Source organism: Ochrobactrum sp. 19YEA23, from assembly GCF_029909865.1.
Lineage (GTDB): Bacteria > Pseudomonadota > Alphaproteobacteria > Rhizobiales > Rhizobiaceae > Brucella > Brucella gambitense.
On sequence record NZ_JASAMQ010000006.1, the window covers coordinates 334,924 to 359,206 of the forward strand.

The following is a 24,283-nucleotide window of genomic DNA, read 5'->3' on the forward strand; positions in this document are numbered from 1 at the left end:
CCACCCCCGTTAGCGTGTTAGAGACCGCTGTTTTCAGCTGCGGATTTAAGGGCATCTTCCGGCGAAGACTGTCCCAGCAGGGCTTCCTGAATGGACTGCTGCAATGCCGTGGACATTTCCTGATACTTCGGCGTCGTTGGACGCGGATACATGGCAGCCAGACCGAGCTTCGCCGCCGCGATCAGATCTTCCTGTCCCTTGGACACAGCCGGGTCTTCATAAGAGGATGCCCAGATTGGCAATGACAGTTTCGCATAGTCGTTCTGGACTTTCTGCGATGTCATGAAGACGATATATTTCCATGCGTCGTCGGGATGTTTGCTGGTGGTCGTGATGCCAAGCCCCATCGAGCCGTTGACCGCCGAGACCTTGCTCTTGCCGTCAACACCCGGTGCAGGCACAACACCCACTTTGCCAACCACCTTGCTTTCTGCAGGATCATTGACCTTGCTATACATATAGGTCCAGTTCAGAGCGAAAGCGGCGTCGCCATTCTGGAAGACCTTGCGCACGTCTTCTTCGAGGAACTCTTTCGAATTCGGGTTGCTGAGGCCGGATTTATAGCTGTCCACCATATATTTGAGGGCATCCAGTCCGCCATCCTTATCGAACGCAGGCTTCCCATCCTTCAGGAAGTCGCCGCCATAAGCGCTGACCAAGGTGGTGTAATCGCAAATGGCTGCTTCGGCCTGCGCCCAGCTCCAGGCAATCGGCGATGCCAGCAAGCCCTTATCCTTGATGATCTTGGCCTGATCGTTCAGCTCGGCCCAGGTCTTTGGCGGATTGGTTATGCCTGCCTTCTCAAGAATTTCCTTGTTGTAGAACAGATACTTGGTATCCAGAATCCACGGCATACCGTAATATTTGTCCTGATACTGAACCGTCGTCCAGGCACCCGGCAGAACGCCCTTTTTCATCTCGTCTGTAATGCGCGAAGAGACATCAACGAGGACATTGTTGCTTGCATATTCGGCTGGCCAGATCACATCGAACAGCACGACGTCATAGCCCTGCCCCGACCCTTGAGCCAGAACGGTTTTATCGTGCAGGCCTTCATAAGGCACGAATTCCAGATTGACCTTCACATCCGGATTGGCCGCCTGAAAGGCATCCGTCATCGCGCGCACATCTGCTTCGCTATAAGCGGCCTGCGCCATGAACAGAGCGTTCAAGGTCGCCTCGGCAAAAGCGTGGGGGACGGAGAAAGCGGATACGGCCAGCGTACCCAGCAGGATCGAGTGAATTGATTTAAGCATGTTACCTCCCGTTAACTTGACTTTGGCCCGTGCAAAGTGCCCCGCACATTGCCTTGTTGCCGTGAATTCAGAGCTGTTGTTCCACCGTTAAATGTTCATGTTCTTTATTAAGTCAAATCCATTGACTTAAACGTGTTATAAATATCTATTGGTGTCAAGAGGGATTGAGGATGCCAAGAAAGAGCGACATTCGGGCCACAAGCGGCACCAACCATGAAGGCACAAGTGCGCATAATCGCAGGGTGATTATTGACGCCCTGCGCCAGAACAGATCGCTTTCACGGGCTGAACTTGCCCGCGCGACAAACCTCACGAAACAGACCATTTCCAATCTGATTGAAGGTCTGGAAAGCGACGGGTTGGTAAGCTCGGAGAATGTCGTCAGGCAAGGTCGCGGACAACCGGCAACACCCTACCGACTGGTGTCGGAGGGTGCATTTGCACTGGGGGTTCAGATCGACCGGCATTTGACGCGGATCGTCGTCGTCAATCTGACCGGCGATGAAGTGATGCGTCGGGAAGCCGTCCTGCCACCTGATGACCCCGGAAAGGGCTGTACCATCATTCTGGAGGAAATTGCTGAAGTGCAGGCTGCGCTTGCACGCGAATTTCCCCATGGGCACTACCGAATGTCGGGGCTTGGTGTCGCGATGCCGGGGCCATTTGGAACACCCGTTCCCGAGGATGACCGGTGGGTGATGAGCGCATGGCAATCTTTCCCGCTGATCGACAGGCTCACCGAAAGCACCGGCCTGACAGTAACGTTGCAGAACGATGCGACGGCCTGTGCACGTGCAGAAAAGATGGTCGGTCTCGCAGACGGGCTCGACAATGTTGTCTGCGTTTATATCGGATATGGCGTTGGCGCCGGTCTGATACTGAATGGAGAAATCTATACAGGCAGCAAAGGCAATGCCGGTGAAATTGGCACTATGCTGATGGCCAATCGGGGTCCGGAGACACCACTGGAACACCACGCCTCTCTTTCGTCACTCTACAAGCATTTGAAACTCGACGAGGCACAGCCCGATCTGTCCGCCGAGCTTGAAACCATATTGCTGCAGAACGACCCTCGAGTCGAAGCATGGCTGGAACGGGCAGCCTTGGAACTCAGATCAGCGATCCATACGATAGAGGCGTTTTTCGATCCCCAAACCGTCATTTTGTGCGGCGGAGCACCAAAACTATTGGTCAATCGGCTGGTAGACCGCATCGAACCGCTTGTTTCTTCCAGTGTTGACTATCCAGTGCGAACGCTGCCCCGTTTGCTGGTCGGGATAACCGACATATGGGCAGTAGCGAAAGGAGCGGCGTTGGAGCAGATCAGCAGGCATTTCGACCCGCGTTTTGCCGCGCTTTTGAAAAGTGGCTCACCTTCGTAAGGCTGAACGAAAGCCGTTTTGGGTTCTGCTTAACATGCCCGGCATAAACTGATAGGAAAGCTGCCTGAGACGGCTATTATACGCACGCCAAACAAGAGATGTCTGGCGACGTCCTGTATAATACCGAACAGCTCATATTTCTCTCACATCTTAGGCGAACGAAAGGCACCGACAAAATCATATGCGCTTGACGCTCTATACGGACTTTTCGCTTCGCGTCTTGATCCATCTGGCAATTCATGAGGACCGTCTGTGCTCGATTGGAGAAATTGCCAACGCATATTCAATTTCCCACAACCATTTGATGAAGGTCGTCAATGGTCTGGTGAGCGGTGGCTTCATTGAAACTGTTCGCGGCCGGAGCGGAGGCCTGCGTCTGGCGCGTGCTGCGAAGATGATATCGGTTGGCGCTGTTGTCCGACATACTGAAGAAGGGCTCCATCAACTGGCAGATTGCCCGGGATGCGCGCTTTCACCCGCTTGCGGCCTCACAGGCGTGCTCGCTCAGGGTGTTGAAGCGATGCTTCGTGTCTTCGATAGCTATACAGTTGAAGACCTGCTGACAGACAAGACAGTCATGCGCCGATTGACTGAACGCAAGCCGCCGCTTGGCTTTGACCTGGTGGATTAGTCCGGGGAACGGGCTTGCACCCGTTCCCTATTGTGTCGTCGCACACTATTTGAAAGCGAGCTCACGCTGCCAGAAGTTCGTCGGCAGGCCCGAAAAATTCGTAGTGAATTCGGTCGGAAGACACGCCAGCAAGAGATAGAGCGGACACGGCGGCACGAAGGAAAAGACGCGGTCCGCAAATATAATAGTCAGCGTCCTTCAATGGCGTGTTTGCAACAAGCCACTCATCCGTAATCAGTCCCGCATAATCGTAATCGCCGCCAATTTCCTCACCGGCGAGCGGCGTTTGATGAAAGTCGCTCACGCGAATAGCACTGCCCTTTGCAGCAAGTGCGCGAACGTGATCCCGCATCGCGTGAGTATCACGATCATGCGTACCGTGAATATACTGCGTTGGAAGCGCAGGATGCCGGTCGGCAATGGTTTCCAGCATGGCGACCATCGGCGTAAGACCCACTCCGCCAGACAACAAGACAACCGGACGCGTTGGCTGTTCTGCCAAAAAGAACTCGCCAGCTGGTGCTGCAACCTTGATGACACTTCCGACTCCGGCCTGCTCATGAAGCCAGTTGGAGGCGACGCCAGCTGGTTCCTTCTTGACTGAGATGCGATAGGTTTTGCCGTTGGTTGCACTTGAAATGGAGTAGTTTCGCTTGATTGGCGCCTGATTGTCGATTTCAAACCAGAAAGTCAGATACTGGCCCGGCTTGTGCTCCATAACCGGCCCACCATCCACCGGGCGAAGAACGAACGACGATATGGTGCTGCTCTCGCGAATGATCTCCTCAATGCGAAAATCGCGCCAGCCATTCCAGCCACCATCGGCGACTTTCTGCTCGTCATAGATACGATTTTCCCGCGCCATCAGAATGTTCGCCAGGAACCAATAGGCTTCTCCCCAGGCGTCCAGAATTTCATCGGTTGCAGCGTCGCCCAGAACAGCTTTGATCGCGCCGAGCAGAGCCTCGGCCACATGCGGATAGTGTTCCGGCAGGATCTGAAGGCCGACATGCTTTTGCGCAATCCGTTCCACTGCCGGAGCAAGCGCACCCAGATTTTCGATATTGCTGGCATAAGCAAGAATGGCCCCCGCAAGGGCTCTGGGCTGCGATGAGGCATCACCATGGTGCGATTGGTTGAACAGGTCCCTGATCTCAGGATTCTGGAACATGCGCGAATACATCTCATGAACAATATCCAGTCCATGGGCGTTGAGCGCGGGAACGGTAGCCTTAACGATAGCAACCGTGTTTTCGTTCAGTGTCTGCGACATGTGTGTCTCCGTATCAAATGCATGTCAGGCGGCCCGATCCTTGTCCGGCCGTGTTGCGCATTTCGGCGGAGGGACCGCCGGAACGCGCGCCACATGATTAAATCATGTATCTGATATGCATCTATATGCCTGTACGAAAACATGCAAATAAAATACTTCTTTATAGGTGCGGCGAAACGTACCCGCATGTCGGGTGCAAAAGGTAGAGAGGTTATTGTTAAAAACTGTCTTGCAGAACCCTTGTCCGACGCGAAATGTGCTCGTCAAACCAGTCAGTTACGCTCTGTTGATCAGCGGCCAGCAGGACACCGAAATGACCTGCAAAATCGCGCCACCCATCTGCATAAGTATCGCGCACAATGGTCAGAACCGGCACGCCGCGCGCAAACGCGGTTTCGATAACCGCGCGCAAACCATGGCCCTCACATTCGCCCTTGCCAAAGCGATTAACGACCAGCAAATCCGTCGGCATGTCGAGTTCGACCAGCAACTCACCTGCGATGTCTGCAAGCGCTGCCGGATCGAGCCGACACCCTGCAGACCCTGCGCCCAATGGCTGCGAAATGAGCCGCACCTCGCCACTGTCGATATTCTCGACAGATATTGTGCGGCAGCATTCATCGGTTTTAGCACCACGGTACTGAAGAAACCCCGTGACCCGCAGACCTTCATCCCGCGCTCGCGCCACAACATCGACCAGAAAATGATCGACCGGCAAATCCTTCACACAGTGAATAGCAGCCAGACTGGGCCTGTGGTTCATGCATTTCCCCGATCATCCGCCAGAAGATCAATTCCGGTGATTGTAGCATCTGCGGCAAGAATTGCGATATATTGCGAAACAGCTTTCGACCAAGCCGATGCCTCCAGCCAGCCCGCAATTCGGTCCGCAACATAATCAAAGGGAAGCGCCTCGCCATCGACCTTGCGGTCGAGACGGATGATGTGAAAGCCAAAGCGGCTTTCGATCGGTGCTGCTGTGATCTCGCTTGGCTTCAGACGTTCCAGAGCCCGCTCGAATTCCGGCACAGTGCTGCCCCGTGTTAGTTGTCCCAGATTACCGCCTTGTGCACTGGACGGACACGCAGAGCAATCACGGGCAAGCGCAGCGAAACGATCCGGCTCGGCAATCACTGAGGCTGCGATTTGCGCCGCAGCTTCACGCGCGCTATCGCGCTGCTTCTCATCGGCGGGATCAGCAGCAATCAGTATATGACTGGCCTCCAGAATAGGTTCACTGGTGAAACGTTGTCGATTTTTCTCGTAAAAACGCAAGGCTTCATCCTGCGTTGCCGATGGAACTGCAACCTCCTGCTCGATCACCATGCGTACAAGCGCATCTTCATCGGTCTCGCTACGCCCTTCGGCATCTTTTTCGTGCGCTGGCGCGAGGCCAAGCTCTCCTGCCCGTTGCAAAAGAAGTTCACGCACCGCCAGCGCACGCGCTGCAGCCAGTAGCGCTTCCCCGGGATTTTCCGATGGATGGTTTTGCGCCTCTGTCAAAATACTGGTTTCATCAATCGCTACGCCATTGACGGATACGGCGTCGAAAACTGGGCGCGATTTTGGCGGCACGCGCGTATCCGGTTCCTTATAGGTCGTGTAACCTTCCTGATGAGCATGAGCGCCATGCGGCTGATCTGATGGCTGTTTCCGATCAAAAAGTGTCACCATGAGATTTACTCCGCAGGCAGGCGCATATGCGAGGGCTGCGCCGTATGGTTGCGTTCACGTACCACCTGATAGCCCGGTCGCCAGATATAACGCACCGGAGCGCTCAACATGTGCACAAGACGTGTGAACGGGAACAGCAGGAAGATGGTGAGGCCGAGGAAAATATGCATCTTGAAGACGATTGATGCATCGGTGATATAGCTTGAGGCTTCGGGATTGAAGGTAAAGATACCTTGCGCCCAGTTCATGAACTTCACCATTTCATGGCCATCAATGTGCTGCAACGAGATCGGGATTGAGCTAAGGCCGAGCAGAAGCTGGATCCAGAGCAGAATGATAATCAGCGTATCGCTTGGACGCGACGACGCACGAACACGTGGATCAAAAACCCGGCGATGCACCAGAAGTGATGCGCCGATGATTGCCATCACGCCCGCGATACCACCTGCGACAACGGCCAGTATCTGCTTGGCCTCATGGCTGATGCCAAGCGTGTCAAAAACCCAGATCGGCGTCAGAAGCCCGACAAAGTGCCCGGCAAAGATGAACAATACGCCGACATGGAAAAGCACCGAGCCCCACATAAGTTGCTTGCGCCGCAGAAGCTGGCTCGATCCGGAACGCCACGTATATGGCTCGCGATCGTAGCGGAAGATTGAACCGAGCGCGAGCACGCTGAGCGCAATATAGGGATAGATGCCAAACAGAAACGTATGGATATAAGCCATTTTCCGTCTCCTATAGGTGTGATGGGTTGGACTGGCTTCCGGCTTTTCGTTGCGCAGCACGCATCTGCGTACGCAACCGGTCCGGTCCGCAGGAATTTTCGCCCGCATTGCCGCCGAAGGTCACGACCTCCTCTTCCCATATGCGGTCGAGCGCAGCGAGATCGTTCGGATCATCTTCTTCTTGTCGAAGCAACTCACCGACAAGATTCTTGTCCGGTTTGGCATTGGCGACATGAAGCAGCGCCGCAAAGGCGTTCGCATAAGGCGACTGACGCTTGCGCAAACGTTCACCGATTGCTGCTGTGATATGGCCTGTCTGGCTGAGAAGATCGCGGATTTCTTCCGGCGACCGCGTCGAGAGGAACTCCAGAAACAGCGGCAGATAATCCGGCAATTCCTTGGCGTCCACGACAAAGCCGTTGTCGTCATACATCTTCATCAGGTCAACCATGGCCTGACCACGATCACGACTTTCGCCATGGACGTGTTCGAAAAGATGTAACGACAGCGAACGCGTCCGATCAAACAGATGAACATAACGCTCCTGCGCCTCATAGAGATCGCAGTTGCAGACGTAATCGGTAAGGCCGTCAAGAAGCTTGCGGATACCGGATGAAAGTTTTTCCTCCGCAAGCACATCTTTCAGCTCATGCCCGCCAAGCTGGAGCTCGGCGGTCGGATAGGAAAGCAAAAGCGATATGATTTTCAGGGTCTTGTTCATTACACACGCTCCCTGAAAATATCTGTTGGCGTCTGGACCAGCTTCGGGCGCTTGGAGCCGAACAGGTCTTCTGTCGACGAACCACCTGAACAACCGTTCCCGAAGGTGAAGCCACACGACCCCCGCATATCATAAGCGTCTTCGGTCACTTCGCGATGGGTGGTCGGGATGACAAAGCGGTCTTCATAATTGGCAATAGCCATAATGTGATACATTTCCTCGATCATCGCGCCACTCATGCCGACGCGATCAGCAATCGCCTCATCAAGAACACCGTCAACGGTCTTGGCGCGCATATAGGCGCGCATGGCGAGCATGCGCTCCAGCGCCGAGATGACCGGCTCTTCTTTGCCCGCCGTCAAAAGGTTGGCGAGATAGCGCACCGGAATGCGCATGGAGCGCACATCGGGCAATGGTCCGTCCATGCCGAGCTTGCCTGCGGCGGCGGCCGACTGCAGTGGCGAGAGCGGCGGAACATACCAGACCATCGGCAAGGTGCGATATTCAGGATGGAGCGGGAAGGCAATCTTCCACTCCATCGCCATCTTATAGACTGGCGAATGCTTGGCAGACTCCAGCCAGGCTTCCGGCACACCGTCCTTGCGGGCTTGTTCGATCACCGCAGGATCGTTCGGGTCGAGGAAGATGTTGAGCTGTTCCTGATAGAGATCCTGCTCATTGGCCGTGGAAGCGGCTTCAGAAATACGATCAGCATCATAAAGCATGACGCCAAGATAGCGAATGCGACCGACACAGGTTTCCGAGCACACTGTAGGCTGACCGGCTTCGATGCGCGGATAGCAGAAGATGCACTTCTCGGATTTGCCCGAGCTCCAGTTGTAATAGATTTTCTTGTAAGGGCAGCCGGAAACGCACATGCGCCAGCCGCGGCACTTTTCCTGATCGATCAGGACAATGCCGTCATCCTCACGCTTGTAGATTGCGCCCGATGGACAAGCCGCAACACAGGTCGGATTGAGGCAGTGCTCGCACAGACGCGGCAGATACATCATGAAGGTGTTTTCGAACTGGCCGTAAATTTCCTTTTCGACGCCCTCGAAATTGTAATCCTTCGAACGCTTGGCAAACTCGCCGCCGAGAATTTCTTCCCAGTTCGGACCCCATTCGATCTTTTCCATCCGCTCGCCCGAAATCAGCGAACGCGGACGGGCGGTCGGCATGGTCTTGCTCTCGCCTGCCGTCTGGAGATGACCATAATCGAAATCGAACGGTTCGTAATAATCGTCGATTTCGGGCAGGTCGGGATTGGCGAAAATCTTGGCCAGGATGCGCCATTTCGAACCCATCTTGGGCTCGATCTTGCCATTCTTCTTGCGGACCCAGCCGCCGTTCCATTTCTTCTGGTTTTCCCATTCCTTGGGGAAGCCGATGCCGGGTTTGGTCTCAACATTGTTGAACCAGGCATATTCCACGCCTTCACGGTTGGTCCAGACGTTTTTGCACGTCACCGAGCAGGTATGGCAGCCGATGCACTTGTCGAGATTGAGCACCATTCCGATTTGAGCACGAATTTTCATTCTGCTGCCTCCTTGGCGAATGACGAAGCTTTGCCTTCTTCCAGCGGACCTTCCATCCAGTCCACATGGTCAAGCTTGCGAACCACCACGAACTCGTCGCGGTTGGACCCAACTGTTCCGTAATAGTTGAAGCCATAAGACTGATGGGCATAGCCGCCAATCATATGCGTCGGCTTGGTAATGATACGCGTAACGGAGTTGTGAATGCCGCCACGCTGGCCGGTGAGCGGTGAGCCGGGCGTATTCACGATTTTCTCCTGCGCATGGTACATAAAGACGGTCCCGTCCTTCATGCGCTGGGAGACAACTGCACGAGCCACGATGGCGCCATTGGCATTGTAGACTTCCACCCAGTCATTATCGACGAGGCCCGCTTTTGCGGCATCCGGCTCCGAAATCCACACCACCGGCCCGCCACGGTTCAGCGTGAGCATCAAGAGGTTATCAGTATAGGTCGAGTGGATACCCCATTTCTGGTGCGGCGTAATGAAGTTCAACACCAGATGCGGTTTGCCGTCCGCCTTTTCGCGGATCGCTGGATTGACCGTTTTTGTATCGATCGGTGGCCGATAGACACAGAAGCCTTCACCAAAGGCGCGCATCCACAAATGATCCTGATAGAGCTGCTGGCGGCCTGTCAGGGTGCGCCACGGAATAAGCTCGTGAACATTGGTATAGCCCGCATTGTAGCACACGCTCTCTGATTCAATGCCCGACCATGTCGGGGACGAAATGATTTTGCGCGGCTGCGAAACGATATCGCGATAGCGAATTTTTTCGTCTTCCTTGGGGATCGCCAGATGGGAGTGGTCGCGTCCGGTAAACTTCGAAAGTGCTTCCCATGCCTTGACCGCCACTTCGCCGTTGGTTTCCGGCGCGAGCGACAAAATGACTTCCGTTGCATCAATGTCGGTATAGATGCGCGGGCGGCCCTGGCTTGCACCCGGCTCTTCAACTTTCCCGTTGAGCTTGGCCAGCAGATCGACCTCATGCTCGGTATTCCACGAAATGCCCTTGCCGCCATTGCCGAGCTTGTCAAGAAGAGGTCCAACCGAGGTGTAGCGTTTGTAGAGGTTTGGATAGTCACGTTCTACGACGACGACCGAAGGCATGGTCTTGCCGGGGATCGGTTCAACCTCACCCTTTTTCCAGTCGAGCACGTCCTTTGGTTGCGCCAGTTCGCCCGCCGTATCGTGCAGGGTCGGCACCAGAACAACGTCCTGTTCGACACCTAGCACTTCAGGGGCCACTTCGGAAAATTTCTTCGCAATGCCCTTGAAAATATCCCAGTCGCTGCGCGCTTCCCATGCCGGGTCCGCCGCACTCGACAGAGGATGGATGAAGGGGTGCATGTCGGATGTGTTGAGATCGTTTTTCTCGTACCAGGTAGCAGTCGGCAAAACGATATCGGAATAAACACAGGTCGTAGACATGCGGAAATCGAGCGTGACGAGGAGGTCGAGCTTCCCCTCCGGCGCATTCTCGTGCCAGACCGCCTCGCGGCTTTCCTGCGCGCCGTCCTGCCCCAGATCCTTGCCAAGCAATCCGTTGGAGGTACCGAGCAGGTGCTTCAGGAAATATTCGTGTCCCTTGCCTGATGAGCCAAGCAGGTTCGAGCGCCAGACAAACATGTTACGCGGCCAGTTGGCTTCGTGGTCCGGGTCCTCACAGGACATGGTGACTGTGCCATTCTTCAGCGCATTGGCGATAAAGTCCCTCGGTTCCTTGCCGGAGCTTGCTGCTTCCTTTGCTATGTCCAAAGGATTGGTCTGGAGCTGTGGTGCAGATGGCAGCCAGCCCATGCGTTCGGCACGAATGTTGTAATCGAGCAAAGTGCCGTCCCATGCACCGTCAGGCGCGGTTGGGGACAAGATATCCTGCACCTTCACCGTCTCGTAGCGCCATTGGTCGGTATGAGCATAGAAGAACGAGGTTGAATTCATGTGGCGCGGCGGACGGTTCCAGTCGAGCGCGAAAGCAAGCGCTGTCCAGCCCGTTTGCGGGCGCAGTTTTTCCTGTCCCACATAGTGGCTCCAGCCACCACCAGACTGGCCGATACAACCGCACATCACCAGCATATTGATGATGCCGCGATAGTTCATGTCCATATGGTACCAGTGATTGAGACCAGCCCCCAGAATGACCATGGAGCGACCATTGGTCTTTTCCGCATTGGTCGCGAATTCTCGCGCAACCGCGATAATCTGATCGCGTGGAACACCAGTAATCTTTTCGGCCCATGCCGGGGTATAGGGTAGAGCCTCGTCATAAGACTTGGCTGAATTCTTGTCAGCAAGACCCCGATCAAGACCATAATTGGCTGCAAACAGGTCAAACACGGTGGCGACCATAACCTCACCGCCCTTCAGCTTCAGCTTGCGGGCTGGAACCTTGCGCACAAGCACGCTTTCATGGTCTGTGCCTTCGAAATAATCATGCTCGCGGTTGCCGAAGTAAGGGAAAGCCACATCAGCGACTGCATCATGGCTGTCCACATCGATGAAGCTCTTGGCCAGTTCGACGTCCTTGCCTTTGCCGTCCTTTTCTTCGAGGTTCCACTTGCCGTCATCCCCCCAGCGGAAGCCGATGGAGCCTTGCGGTGCAACATAGGCGCCTGACTTGGTGTCGAATGCGACGGTCTTCCAGTCTGAATTGTTTCCTTCGCCGAGATCACCCTTGAAATCGGAAGCCCGCAAGAACCGATCCGGCACATATTGCCCGTCCTTCTTGCTGAGCATGACCAGCATCGGAAAATCGCTATAGCGGCGACAATAATTCTCGAAATAGGGAACCTGCCGGTCCAGATGATATTCGCGCAGGATGACATGACCAAGCGCCATGGCGAGCGCGGCATCCGTTCCCTGTTTGGGATGTAACCACAGATCGGAAAACTTGGCCGCTTCCGAATAGTCGGGACAAACAACAACCGACTTCGTGCCCTTGTAGCGCACCTCGGTGTAGAAATGCGCGTCCGGCGTACGGGTCTGCGGAACATTGGAACCCCAGAGCATCAGGAACCCGGCATTGTACCAATCAGCCGATTCCGGCACGTCGGTCTGTTCACCCCATGTCATCGGGGAAGCTGGCGGTAAATCACAATACCAATCGTAGAACGACATGCAGACGCCGCCAAGCAACGACAGATAGCGGGAGCCCGCCGCGTAGGACACCATCGACATCGCCGGGATCGGCGAAAAGCCGATCACGCGATCCGGCCCATAGGTCTTGGTCGTATAGGCGTTCGCGGCAGCGATAATCTCGTTGACCTCCTCCCAGCTGGCGCGCACGAAACCGCCAAGACCACGTACCTTCATATAATCCGCGCGCTTGGCGGGATCCTGCTGGATTGCAGCCCAAGCGGCGACCGGCGTTTTCATCGCACGCTCTCTGCGCCACAGTTTCAGGAGACGCGAGCGGATCAGCGGGTATTTCACGCGATTGGCAGAATAGACGTACCAGCTATAGCTCGCCCCGCGCGAACAACCGCGCGGCTCGTGGTTGGGAAGATCGGCGCGGGTGCGTGGGTAGTCCGTCTGCTGGGTTTCCCAGGTGATGATCCCGCCCTTGACGTAAACCTTCCACGAGCAGGAGCCGGTGCAGTTTACGCCATGGGTAGAGCGGACGATCTTGTCGTGTTGCCAGCGCTTGCGATAGGCGTCTTCCCAATCACGATTTTCATTGGTGGTGACGCCATGGCCTTCCGAAAAGGTGCCGACATTCTTGCGCGCAAGAAAGTTCAGGCGATCGAGGAGCAGGCTCATGATTTTATCCTCACATTCTATCGTTAGGCAGCGGCAGGTGCCGGTTTGCGGGCATGTTCCACGTCGTAGAGCAGACCGCCTTTTCGGGTGTAGACGCCCCAGGTGATGACGAGGCAGGTCACGTAGAAGATCAGGAACGCCCAGAGTGCAGCTTCCGGTCCGCCAGTCATGCTGATCGAGGTGCCGTAGCCCTTCGGAATGAAGAACGCGCCAAAAGCAGCGATGGCCGAGGTGAAGCCGGTGATGGCGGCAGATTCCTTTTCCGCTTCGTGACGGCGCTCCTCCGGGGTGGCATTTGGCATCAGCCGGACCATTTCCTTCGACATGATCGCAGGGATCATCTGGAAGGTGGATGCATTGCCGATACCGGTTGCAAAGAACAGCAGGACGAAGGATGCGAAGAAGCCCCAGAAAGCGTTCGGCTGGTCTTTGACACCGACGAACCACAGCACGCCTGCAACACCGATCATCATCAGCACGAATGCCCAGATGGTCACGCGCCCACCGCCATATTTATCCGCCAGCCAACCCGAACCTGACCGTGACAGTGCGCCGACGAGCGGGCCAAGGAAGGCGTAATGGAGTGCATTGACCTCTGGAAACAGGATGTTGGTCAAAAGCGGGAAGCCCGCCGAATAGCCGATGAACGAACCGAATGTGCCGGTGTAAAGCCAGCACATAATCCAGTTGTGCTTGCGGCGGAAAATGACAGCCTGATCGGCAAAGGACGCCTTGGCCGAGGCTATATCGTTCATGCCGAACCAGTTGGCGAACGCTGTGATGACAATGAACGGTACGAAGATGAAACCGGCATTTTGCAGCCAGAGCGGTGCATTGCCAGCCTCGGTCGCGACCATTGCGGGATCGCCGCCGAGTTTGCCAAAGATACCGGCAGTAATGACGAGCGGCACCACGAACTGCACCACGCTGACACCGAGATTACCGAGGCCCGCATTGAGCGCCGCTGCATTGCCCTTTTCGTGTTTCGGAAAGAAGAACGAAATGTTGGACATGGACGAGGCGAAGTTGCCGCCGCCAAAGCCGCAGAAGAGCGCAAGGAGTAGGAACACGAAGTAAGGCGTGTTCGGGTTCTGCACAGCATAGCCAATGCCGATGGCCGGAATGACCAGCGACCAGGTGGTCAATGTGGTCCACAGGCGGCCGCCGAAGATCGGCACCATGAAGGAATAGAAGATACGGAATGTTGCGCCCGAAATACCGGGAAGAGCCGCCAGCCAGAACAACTGGTCAGTGGTAAACTGATAGCCTACCAGCGGCAGTTTTGCCACCACCACAGACCAGACCTGCCAGATAGCAAAGGACAAGAGGAGGGCAGGAATGGAAAGCCACAGATTACGCTTGGCAATCTTCTTGCCCTTCTGCTCCCAGAAGACTGGGTCATCAGGGCGCCAATCGGTCAAAACCGCGTCACTCTTGCTCGGCTTGATCTCCGCTTTCTTCAGTCCCTGCAATTCTGCAAAGGCCGGAAGTTCTTCCGCAGCCTTACCCTGTGCCGCGCGCTCCATCTGGCGGATCGAAACATGCATCCAGACAAAGGAGACGGCGACGATGACAAAGAGCAACATGAAGCAGCTCGTCCACAAGCCGGTCAGGTCCAGAAGCACACCGAACAGAATAGGCAGGATAAAACCGCCCAGACCGCCGATCATGCCGACCAGACCGCCAACCGAACCCACATTACCCGGATAATAGACCGGAATATGTTTGAACACGGCGGCTTTGCCCAAAGCCATGAAGAAGCCGAGGATAAAGACAGTAATGGTGAAACCAACCACGCTCATTTCAGCATGAAAGCTAAGCGGTCCCTTATCGCTTTGGATGATATAGTCCGTCGGCGGATATGACAGGACAAACGTTGCCGCCAGCGAGACGAGGAACGTCCAGTACATGACTTTTCGTGCGCCGTAGACATCGGAAAGATGGCCGCCATAGGCGCGGAACAAGCTGGCAGGAACAGAGAAGAAGACGGCGATCATACCGGCAACGCGAATATCGACACCATAAACATGGATCAGATATTGCGGCAGCCATAGGGCCAGAGCCACAAACGCACCGAAAACGAAGAAGTAGTAAAGCGAGAAGCGCCAGACCTGCACGTTTTTGAGCGGCTCAAGCTCCATGAGTGTGCTGGCAGGCTTTTCGCCAGTGCGGCGACGTTCGACCAGAACGGGATCGTCGCTTGTCGTGAAATAGAAGACCAGAGCCATGATGACCATTGCCGCGGCCCAGATTTCGGCCACCGCATGCCAACCAAAGGCGACCATGACGATCGGCGCGAAGAACTTCGTGACGGCGGAACCGACATTCCCTGCGCCAAAAATACCGAGCGCAACGCCCTGCTTTTCAGGCGGATACCAGCGCGATACGTAGGCGACACCGACCGAGAACGATCCGCCAGCCACACCAACGCCAAGCGCGGCAATCAGCATTTGCGGATAGTTTGTCGCGAAGGTCAGGAGATAGGTTGCAAGCGCTGAAATAAGCATGGTCAGCGCGAAAATCAGGCGCCCGCCGTAACGGTCGGCCCAAATGCCCAGTATGACACGGATCAGAGACCCGGTTAGAATGGGCGTGCCGACAAGCAAACCAAACTGCGTCTCGGACAAACCAAGCTCAGAGCGTATCTGAATTCCGATGATTGCAAATATTGTCCAAACCGCAAAGCATGTCGTGAACGCAACGGTGCTCATGGCAAGAGCTGTTGATTGCCCCCTCGGGGCAGCTCCCTCGACATTTGGCATAGGCGCACTCCGAATTGAATACCATCATAGGTTTCGTTTGCACATATGCGTCGATTGTTTGCTGGATACATTGATTAAGATCAAAATTATTAATTTTTTCAAGAATAAAATGAAATGCTACAATAATTAAGACTTCAATAGAATTATATCGCTCTATGTATTGACTTTATGTAATTTTATGATTGATAATTATCAAGAATTTATACCGATAACTTGATCATAAGAGTATGCTTTATGCAGAAAGACGATATCTATCGACTGAAAAAGCTTCCTCTGTTTGCGGAGATCGCGGACGCGAATTTTGATCGGATTATTCGACCAAGCTTCGTCCAATCATTTCCTGCCCGCACTGTGCTTCTGAAAGAAGATGAGCCGGCCGACTTTCTGTTCGTCGTTCTGGACGGGCTTGTCGTGATGTCCGCCAAGTCCGACGACAGCGAGACAGTTCTCGAAGTTCTGGGTGCCGCCGACGTTTTCATACTGGCCGCCGTGCTCAATGACGACGTTTGCCTGCAGACCGCGCAAACCCTGACCTCTGCGCGTATCTTAATGGTCCCATCCAGTCTGGTGCGCGAAATTCTCAACGAAGACAACGGGTTCATGCGCGCTGTTGTATTCGAAACAGCAAGAGCCTACCGAAAGCTCGTAAAAGAACTTAAGGCACACAAGTTGCGAAGCAGCATTCAGCGTCTTGCCAACTGGATCATCAGGGAGTCTTTGGCGACCGAGCGTACTGACGTCGTCGTGCTGCAATATGAAAAGCGTGTACTGGCAGCCTATCTCGGCATGACGCCCGAAAATCTGTCACGCAGTTTTGCAAGCCTCTCCGAATATGGCGTGACCACCCACGCCTCCAGCATTAAAATTGGCGACTACAACAAGCTTTGGCAGTTTGCGTCACCTTCGCCGCTCATTGATCGCCATGAGCCCGCGTTACAGCCCAGAACATGACGGGCAGAACGGCCTTTCCGGCTCGTTACGCCTCCAGCCATTTTGGCAAGCCATGCGCAACGCGACCTGTCTGTGCCGCCTGCGCGCAATTCTCCAAACTGCCGAAACGTACTGCGCGGCCGGATAGACCGGGCCCATAATGGGCATATTTGCCAGAATTGGTCATCAGCGCCTTGGCTTCAACTGGAAAAACCGGCTCGGAAATCGAACACCAGCAAAGATCCGGAATAACCTGAACGCCTGAAGCTTCCAGCCTTTCCAGCGTGCCCTCGCCACGCGCGCTGGCGATAACCTGACGCCCTGCGGTTATAATTGTCGTCGTGACCGCCTTAGTGCCCTGCAATGCATCAGCAAATGCGCGACATTCTTCCAGTGAAGCATGCGGGCTGCCGATAGCTACCAGATCCACGCTATCGGGCCCGTCGTTCAACAACTGCCAGCCGTCCGCCATATCATGCTTCGTGATACGCGCCTCATCAGCTGCGGGCGAGACGAGATGTGCTTCCGGCGTAACGCCTGCAACATGCAGCATCGGTGCGGCGGACGTCGTACCGAAGGCAGCACAGAGAGCTTTCAGGTTCTCCGCGGTCGGCTTGGCTTCTTCGAGCCCCCGCAACAGCGGAATCCGATCCGGCGAAACTTTACCCGCCAGATAACCGATCAATGGCCAGAAGGCATCATCGAACGCCACCGGCACATCCACATCAATGATCCGTTCCGCAAACCGATGTTGATCGAGATAAACGCCGGAAAGCGGCGCGCGCCCGATGATCGCTATGCAAAGATCCAGAAAATCCGGATGCTTCGCAGTGCGTGCGCCAAGCACGGTATTGGCATAGATGACCGCGTTGCTTTCGGCCCATGCAATCCTCTCGCCCTGTTTCGGAGCGGTTTCCAACAGATAGGGCGAGCAGGTGAACGTATTCTGGCATCCCATCCGCACATAGGCATCGGCGAGCCGTGCGGCTGGCCGTCCAAAGGCTGCAGGCACACCTTGTGTCTGCCAATGCTCCCGATCGACAGAGATGGCATTCATCGTCGTCGGAACACGGACCCGCGCGCCCATATCCGCCATTTTTTCGGCAAAGGTCAGATTGGCCGGACTTGCATAGATGCAGCCATCAATATGAGCCTGCGCAACGTCGATAAGGCGTTCAGCCCCCTGGTTTGCCGCCATCGTGCAGATGATTTCCATGGCAAGTTTGGTAACCTCGCCCTCTTCACCCGCAAGCATGGCTTGATCAGTGGCAGAAAGATCGAGACCGGCCTCCTTCGATTGAACGAGCGACAGCGTGAGACCGGGCGCGGTTAAGGCCGTTGGCGTGATCGCGGCCTTCTCCTCTTTTCGCAGACGCTCCCAATCTTCCGGTGCCAGACGCAGGACCGGCAAAGATTTACCGAACATCTTATCCGCAATCAGCGCTCCGAGAGTCACCACGTCCTCAGCCTGACAGAAGACCAGCGCTGCAGGCGCCATGCCGTTCAGCGCAAGATCGAGCAGCACGCCAGAGCCTGTGCACGAACCGCGCGTCGATGGCATCATCAACACAACGCCCTTGATGCTCTGTCCGTGAAGCGGATGATGCACGTCGATGATTTTACCCGAAGCGGGATCGACCCCGCCCCAGAAGCTGAGCGGTTCGGTTGTTGCGAGGATTGGCCCCTCGGCAGTTCCGGCCAGAATGCTTCGGGCTGTTTTGTTCATGGAAAAGGACCGCTTGCTGATGCTATCGTTGAATGAATGCGAAGACCGATACTGGTTGTCGAAAATAGTGGTCAGGTCAAGGGGACACCATTTTGTCGTCAGTCAAACGATACGGCCCCCGGCCTCCAAAAGTGCCTCTCTCGTGTCGACATCAATTCTGGCAGCGGCGCCAATTGGTACATCAATGACAGGAATATCGCTCGCCTCTATAACGCGCTTTGCACCCAAATCGCCGGAGAGCGCGGAAATGGCTTTAAAAAGCTGTCGCGGTAAAATGACGGGATTGCCTCGCTCGCCCTCACCGATAACGGCGCGGATGACGGCCTTTCCTCTATGCTGTCGAAAGCAATCGACCATCGTGCGCATATGATGTGCATTGATGGCAGGCATATCACCAAGATGAATCATAAGCCCATCGCAATCTGCCGTTGTCGCCCCCAATGCAGCTTTGATCGAGCTCGCAAGACCTGTGGCATATGCCGCGTTATGCACGATGGCAACGTCCATCCCCTGCAGCGCTGCCGCGATATCTCCGGCCATATGTCCGGTAACGACGATAACCCGATCACTACTGGTTTGCATCGCAACTTCAACAGAACGGCGGATCAGTGACTTGCCGTCAAAAATGGCAAGCAGCTTGTTTGCGCCACCCAAACGCGACGATTGCCCAGCGGCCAACACAGCGATTGTTACGGTGGTCTTTTGCTTCTCTTCCATTTTATCGCCGCATAGTGGACTGCCAATTTATCCTATCCGTTGAGTAACACGCTTGTAACGGCGTTGGCCATCGTGAAACGCGCCCACGCAGAACGGGAAATCATTAATCCAAATCAACGCAATAAGTTAGGAAGCAATAAACCCAATTGTATAGCTTAGGCCGGAAAATGCTTAAATCCGGTACCACCTTTTATGGTAGAATGGGATGTTAATTTCTCGCGCCACCAACGTGGCGTGAGATGACTTCATTCGGACATTGTGCAGCATTCGATAGATCTCGTGAGCGATGGAAAAGACCTCCGGTCATTGGAAAAGCGGAGCCTGTAGTGTCAGCCGATCTTGAGAGAAAACGCCGCAGAATGCGCAGCCTTCCGACCATGGTTATCGTGGCCAAACATACGCTTGCGCGCACATGCGTCGTTAAATTCCTCGCTCACGAACTCGCCGGGTGGGACTTTATCGATATGGCTTCTACTGCCGATCTGGCAAAGGCGATTGGAAGAGATGTCGCGCTTATCGCCCTGGATCTGGCGGGGCGAGCAATCGATAGCCCAACCCTGCTGGAAGATTTGCTGGCTGCTCAAACGCATTTTCCGGCAGCATCGATCGCCTTGCTTTCCAACCGGGACGATATCCTGATGGAATCAGAGGCGATCAAAATGGGAGTACGAGGCTTTTTCACCTCGTCTCTTCCGGTGGAAATAGCGCTTGCTGGTGTGCGGCTGGTGCTTGCAGGCGGCGTATTTTGCCCACATCCGTTAGGCGCTCACGGCAGCATCCAACCGACCATCTCCATCAATGGCAAGTCAGCTTTAGAAGACATGCTCGACGATGACAATGAGACGGTGAGCCGCGCTCCGCGGATGGCCGCCATTGCCGGTTTCACACCTCGTGAAGTCGATGTTCTCACCGAGCTTCAGCGTGGTCATTCAAACAAGATCATTGCGGAAAAACTCAACCTCTCGGGGAATACCGTGAAAATGCATTTGCAGCATATCATGCGCAAACTGCGGGTTCAAAACAGAACGGAGGTCGTGCTGCTTTTGGGAGCAAAGACATCTCCGGGTATAAACACGGTGCAATAAGCGAAACAAATTCAATTCTCGCGGAATGCACGATGGAAGCTATCCAGCAAAGGCCTGACGGCATAAAGAGCGACGCTACTTTGGCCAGTTTCGATCAAAGCTTGCACCGGCATTCCTGGGATCATCTCTATATCCCCTGCCTGCAACAATTCATCATCGGTGACCTGGATCGTTGCAGCATAGTAGGGCTGACCTGTGACCTTATCCAACAGGCGATCAGCAGAAACATAAGTGACCCTCCCTTTCAAAAGCGGCACGCGTCGCTGATCATAGGGTAGAAGATGTACCTGCGCATTCAGCCCCTGATGAACAAGATGGATATCTTCAGGTCTGACATGTGCAGACACAACCATATTGCCGTCCTGTGGCACAAGATCGAGCAACGGTTCGCCTGCGCCAATCACTCCGCCTGTTGTATGAATACGTAAATCCATAACAATGCCCGCCTCTGGTGCCTTAATCGCCGTACGGTTTAGTTGATCATCAATGGCGCGATATCGCTCGTTCAACAAAAACAGCTGGTTCTCAGTGTCGCGCAGTTCCTTTGCGATCTCATTTTGCCGGTCGCTTTCCAGTTTGATGAGATTGGCCTGCGCTTCATTGATCACCTGGTAAGCACGGGAAATCTGAGCCGTCGTTTCTCCAAATTGTCCATCAAGGTCCGCTTTTTCCCGCGCGAGGTTCAGCAGGCTTGTTTTGCGTTCAAGACCTTTCTTGACCAGCGGATCAATCATGTCCAACTGCTGACGGGTAATCTCCACCCGTGACGACAGCGCCAGTTTTTGGGCTACCAGACCGGTGATCTCCTGTTTCACCTGCTCCATTTTTTCATGCGTTATAGCAATTTCGGATCGATAGACATCACGCCGCGCTTCGAAAATTCTCCGCTGGCCAACAACAATCGCGCTGACTGCCGGATTATGCGAAACAAGTCGCGCCAGCTCCGGCGGAAACGCGAGCTGCGCCTCGTTTCCCTGTTCCGCGACCAGCCGCGCGCGGCTTGCCTCCGCATCCCACAACTGGCCCTGAAGGCCGACAAGCTCCGTTCTCGGCTTGGTATCATCAAGCTTGATCAACACCTGCCCGGAAGAAACCAGATCTCCGTTGTGGACATAAATCTGCTGAACGATACCGCCCTCCAGATGTTGAATGGTTTTACGACTGGTCTCCGCTTCGACGATGCCCACAGCAACTGCCGCGCTTTTGAGTGGCGCAAGAATTGCCCACAGACCAAACCCGGCTAAAAACGTCAAAACCAGCAAGTTTCCAGTCCAGGCAACCCCGCGCAACCTTGGCCGGGAGGTCACCGGCGCTGGCAATGTTTTGCGTTGGTCTACAAGTATCGGTGGAGATGCGAGCCGCCACAGCATCAGCTGTTGCGCAACCAGCTCCAGACGGAATTTGAACGCGTTCACGACCTTCAATGGAACATCAAGATAGACCAGCGCCATTGCATTGCCCCCTCATGGTCCGGTTTTGGCAGGAACGCGAAGGAAAGCATCGAAAATTTTCTCGCTATCACCAAAGGCGCTGACCATACCATCACGCATCACGGCAATCTTGTCCGTGACGGGCAATATGCCCATTCGATGGGTAATGATCACAATGGTTATCTGCCTGCATTTCATGCGCTCAATGGCGTCAAACAACAGGCGCTCGCCTTCATAGTCGAGGCTAGAATTCGGATCGTCGAGCACAACGAGAGGCGGATTGCCATAAGCTGCGCGCGCCAGTCCCAATTGTTGGCGCTGTGCCCGAAGAAGCAGGCTCCCTCCTTCTCCAATGTCTGTATCATAACCTTGGGGCAACCGCATAATCGCCTCATGCAGCCCGACCAGTTTTGCCGCCTCAATCACCTTTTGAGGGTCGGATCCATCAAGCCGACCAATGACATCCTTGATTGCACCGCCGAAGAGCTCAATGTCTTGCGGAAGATAACCAATGTGACGGGCATTGTCACAATGGCGCAACAAGGCGATGTCGATGCCACCCAGAAAAGCGCATCCGCATGTCGGCCGTGAAACGCCCGCCAGAATCCGCCCAAGCGTGGATTTACCCGAACCGGACGGCCCGATCAGCGCCACACAATCGCCCGCGGCAACCTGAAACGAGACGCCCCGCAAAATGAAATGATCCGATGACGGGAGCCGATAGCCGACATTATCGAGAACCAGCTGGCCCCTCGGTTCCGGAACAAGAATGGTTCGCCTGTCCTCACAAGGAACAATAAGCGTGAGCATCCGGTTCAGGCGATTGAATGCACCGCGCACGAAAGCAAGCGCGCGCCAGGCTCCGATTGCGCCCTCGACCGGCGCCAGTCCACGTCCAAGCAGCAGGCTGGCTACAAAAATAATTCCGGGATTGCTGTTGTTTTGAAGCACGAGCCAAGTCGCAGCACCCATCATCAGAATTTGGGTCAGCGTGCGTACCGACTTCGAAAACGCTAAAACAACCTCGGTCCTGCGTATCACACTGTCCTGAGCCGCTCTGACAGCTTCAGCATCTCGATAGATGAGGTGAGCCGCACCATGCTGCATGCCCATAGCGCGAATAACGCCAATATATTTCAGCGCCATGATGAAGCGGGAATGGCTTCGCGCTTGCGCAAGATTTGCCTGTTCATTCAATTCACGTGTCACAAGCTCGTTCAGCAACGCCAATAGGAGCAGGATCAAGGCGCTGCCCAGCCCAATGAAGCCCAGCAGTGGGTGAACCAGAAAAAGTAATGCAAGGAAAACCGGGGCCCATGGCAGATCGAACAAAAGCGCGCAGGAGGGCGAATCCAGAAACTGGCGCAGAACCGAAAGGTCGCGATAATGTTCTGCGGCGGCTCCCGCATCAGCGCGTGCCGCATATTCGAACGATGCGTTCATGACGATAGGACGCAACTGGTGATCGAGCCAACTACCGATCCGGGACAATGCGGCGCGGCGCACGATATCGAGCAAAGACCCAACCACAACCGCCACGGCGATGATGATTGTCAGCATCAACAGCGTGTCGACACTGCGGCTCGACAAAACGCGATCATAAATCTGGAGAAGATAGATGGAAGGTGCGAGCAGAAAAATATTGTATCCGCAGCTATAGGCGAAGACCAACCCAAAGGCGGCGTAACACCGACGGAGCGCTGCGACCAGTGGGGTCACCGTATAGCGTGGTTGCGCAAATGCCGCCGTCATCGTCCAATCTCCGTTGACATACCAGCCCCTTGCAACCGCCTCCAATGCTCGCAATGCACCATCAGCCTTGTGGAAACCGGTAAAACGGGAGAGCAGCGGCCGAAGCCGTTGCTCCCAGATCGAATTTTCCAATGATTCAATCTGAAGCCAACTACCGATCAGATCGGCATGTGGCTCAGATCAATATCGTGAAAGTTGTCGTTAAAACTATTAGCAAAGCTCGCGATGTCATTGGTCGTCGTCGTTGTCGTGTGGGTTTCCGGGTTTGAGTGCACGAGCGCGGCCGAGATATCGCCACCGCGTGCCATATTTCCGTTACCACCATTGCCGCCAACCCCTGCAAGAATAGTGGCGTGCTGGTCCGCAAGAAGCTCAGTATATTGAACAGCGCTTGTATCGGCAGTCGCTGCCCCTACATTGCCGCCGCTTGACGAGCCCAGACTGCCATTGGAGTTCGCGTCACCACCGGCTCCGCCATCGCCATGATTGGTAATATTGGCGAGAAAGCCATTGGCTGCATCGGCTCCACCGCCATGACCGGCATGGCCTGCATCCCAGCTGGCGCTTAACCAGGGGGAATCGCCGCTATGCACGTCTACTGTTGCGCCCGCCACGCTTTGCGTGTTGGCAACAACTGCACTCGGATTATAGTTGATATTACCGTAGTTATAGCCATCAGCGCCGTTACCGGCATTGGCATCACCGGCATGCACGTCACTGAGATGAATTGTGTCGGATACTTGTGGAATAGGCATCGCTTTATTCCTCCCTGTTATGGCCCCTGCCCTGTTTCGGTTGAACTTCAGTCCTGGTCTCCCAAAGCGCCCATAAACAGGCGTCGCGAAATCGGGGACCCGACCGCGCTTAAAGATTGCGCGTATTGATCATTCGGGAATAGCTAGAAATTCGGATATCTA

The 24,283-nt window shown here is 54.9% G+C and carries 18 protein-coding genes; 4 read left to right on the forward strand and 14 right to left on the reverse strand.

Features of this window, described 5'->3' with window-relative positions:
• Positions 1-17: 17 nt before the first annotated feature.
• Positions 18-1,256, reverse strand: a complete 1,239-nt coding sequence (locus QBD01_RS17200; RefSeq protein WP_280993825.1) for an extracellular solute-binding protein — start codon at positions 1,254-1,256, stop codon at positions 18-20.
• Positions 1,257-1,426: 170 nt separating this feature from the next.
• Between QBD01_RS17200 and QBD01_RS17205 the strand changes: the two genes are divergently transcribed.
• Positions 1,427-2,638, forward strand: a complete 1,212-nt coding sequence (locus QBD01_RS17205; protein ID WP_280993826.1) for an ROK family transcriptional regulator — start codon at positions 1,427-1,429, stop codon at positions 2,636-2,638.
• Between the two features lie 181 nt (positions 2,639-2,819).
• Complete coding sequence (locus tag QBD01_RS17210) at positions 2,820-3,269, forward strand: Rrf2 family transcriptional regulator (protein ID WP_182521584.1); 450 nt, start codon at positions 2,820-2,822, stop codon at positions 3,267-3,269.
• A gap of 61 nt (positions 3,270-3,330) precedes the next feature.
• On the opposite strand, the gene hmpA is transcribed toward QBD01_RS17210, so the two are convergent.
• From hmpA to QBD01_RS17250, 8 genes are all read right to left on the reverse strand, one after another.
• Positions 3,331-4,542, reverse strand: a complete 1,212-nt coding sequence (hmpA, locus tag QBD01_RS17215; RefSeq protein WP_280993827.1) for an NO-inducible flavohemoprotein — start codon at positions 4,540-4,542, stop codon at positions 3,331-3,333.
• Positions 4,543-4,759: 217 nt separating this feature from the next.
• Complete coding sequence (locus QBD01_RS17220; RefSeq protein ID WP_280993828.1) at positions 4,760-5,305, reverse strand: DUF2478 domain-containing protein; 546 nt, start codon at positions 5,303-5,305, stop codon at positions 4,760-4,762.
• Positions 5,302-6,216 carry a peptidylprolyl isomerase gene (locus QBD01_RS17225; protein WP_280993829.1) on the reverse strand — a complete coding sequence of 305 codons (915 nt, stop codon included), beginning with the start codon at positions 6,214-6,216 and terminating at the stop codon, positions 5,302-5,304. Before QBD01_RS17225 ends, QBD01_RS17220 begins: the two co-directional genes overlap by 4 nt.
• Before the next feature lie 5 nt (positions 6,217-6,221).
• The gene (narI, locus tag QBD01_RS17230; protein ID WP_182521588.1) at positions 6,222-6,944 is read right to left on the reverse strand and encodes a respiratory nitrate reductase subunit gamma; all 723 of its coding nucleotides are present in this window, start codon (positions 6,942-6,944) and stop codon (positions 6,222-6,224) included.
• Positions 6,945-6,954: 10 nt separating this feature from the next.
• Positions 6,955-7,665: a nitrate reductase molybdenum cofactor assembly chaperone gene (gene narJ, locus QBD01_RS17235; protein ID WP_182521589.1), complete on the reverse strand. Its 711-nt coding sequence runs from the start codon at positions 7,663-7,665 to the stop codon at positions 6,955-6,957.
• Positions 7,665-9,203 (reverse strand): nitrate reductase subunit beta, encoded by a 1,539-nt coding sequence (narH, locus tag QBD01_RS17240; RefSeq protein ID WP_182521590.1) that lies wholly within the window; start codon positions 9,201-9,203, stop codon positions 7,665-7,667. The genes narJ and narH overlap by 1 nt, the downstream gene beginning before the upstream one ends.
• The gene (locus QBD01_RS17245; RefSeq protein WP_280993830.1) at positions 9,200-12,964 is read right to left on the reverse strand and encodes a nitrate reductase subunit alpha; all 3,765 of its coding nucleotides are present in this window, start codon (positions 12,962-12,964) and stop codon (positions 9,200-9,202) included. Before QBD01_RS17245 ends, narH begins: the two co-directional genes overlap by 4 nt.
• 23 nt (positions 12,965-12,987) lie before the next feature.
• The gene (locus tag QBD01_RS17250; RefSeq protein ID WP_280993831.1) at positions 12,988-15,726 is read right to left on the reverse strand and encodes an MFS transporter; all 2,739 of its coding nucleotides are present in this window, start codon (positions 15,724-15,726) and stop codon (positions 12,988-12,990) included.
• A 234-nt stretch (positions 15,727-15,960) separates the two neighbouring features.
• Here QBD01_RS17250 and QBD01_RS17255 point away from each other — a divergent pair, with 234 nt between their 5' ends.
• A complete protein-coding gene (locus QBD01_RS17255) occupies positions 15,961-16,677 on the forward strand; it encodes a cyclic nucleotide-binding domain-containing protein (protein ID WP_280993832.1) in 717 nt (238 codons plus the stop codon).
• A gap of 25 nt (positions 16,678-16,702) precedes the next feature.
• Here the strand turns inward: QBD01_RS17255 and QBD01_RS17260 are convergent, their stop codons facing one another.
• Both QBD01_RS17260 and QBD01_RS17265 read right to left on the reverse strand, forming a co-directional pair.
• Positions 16,703-18,382 carry an aconitase X gene (locus QBD01_RS17260; protein WP_280993833.1) on the reverse strand — a complete coding sequence of 560 codons (1,680 nt, stop codon included), beginning with the start codon at positions 18,380-18,382 and terminating at the stop codon, positions 16,703-16,705.
• 102 nt (positions 18,383-18,484) lie between these two features.
• The gene (locus tag QBD01_RS17265; protein WP_280993834.1) at positions 18,485-19,099 is read right to left on the reverse strand and encodes a nucleotidyltransferase family protein; all 615 of its coding nucleotides are present in this window, start codon (positions 19,097-19,099) and stop codon (positions 18,485-18,487) included.
• Between the two features lie 377 nt (positions 19,100-19,476).
• On the opposite strand from QBD01_RS17265, the gene QBD01_RS17270 reads away from it, so the two are divergent.
• Complete coding sequence (locus QBD01_RS17270) at positions 19,477-20,184, forward strand: response regulator transcription factor (RefSeq protein WP_182521620.1); 708 nt, start codon at positions 19,477-19,479, stop codon at positions 20,182-20,184.
• An 11-nt stretch (positions 20,185-20,195) separates the two neighbouring features.
• Here QBD01_RS17270 and QBD01_RS17275 read toward each other — a convergent pair whose 3' ends face one another.
• The 3 genes from QBD01_RS17275 to QBD01_RS17285 all read right to left on the reverse strand — a co-directional run bounded on the left by QBD01_RS17275 (position 20,196) and on the right by QBD01_RS17285 (position 24,121).
• Positions 20,196-21,635, reverse strand: coding sequence for an HlyD family type I secretion periplasmic adaptor subunit (locus tag QBD01_RS17275; protein WP_182521596.1), 1,440 nt, complete (start codon positions 21,633-21,635; stop codon positions 20,196-20,198).
• A gap of 12 nt (positions 21,636-21,647) precedes the next feature.
• Positions 21,648-23,366: a type I secretion system permease/ATPase gene (locus tag QBD01_RS17280; RefSeq protein ID WP_182521597.1), complete on the reverse strand. Its 1,719-nt coding sequence runs from the start codon at positions 23,364-23,366 to the stop codon at positions 21,648-21,650.
• A gap of 158 nt (positions 23,367-23,524) precedes the next feature.
• Positions 23,525-24,121, reverse strand: a complete 597-nt coding sequence (locus QBD01_RS17285; RefSeq protein ID WP_182521598.1) for a PE-PGRS family protein — start codon at positions 24,119-24,121, stop codon at positions 23,525-23,527.
• Positions 24,122-24,283 lie beyond the last annotated feature (162 nt).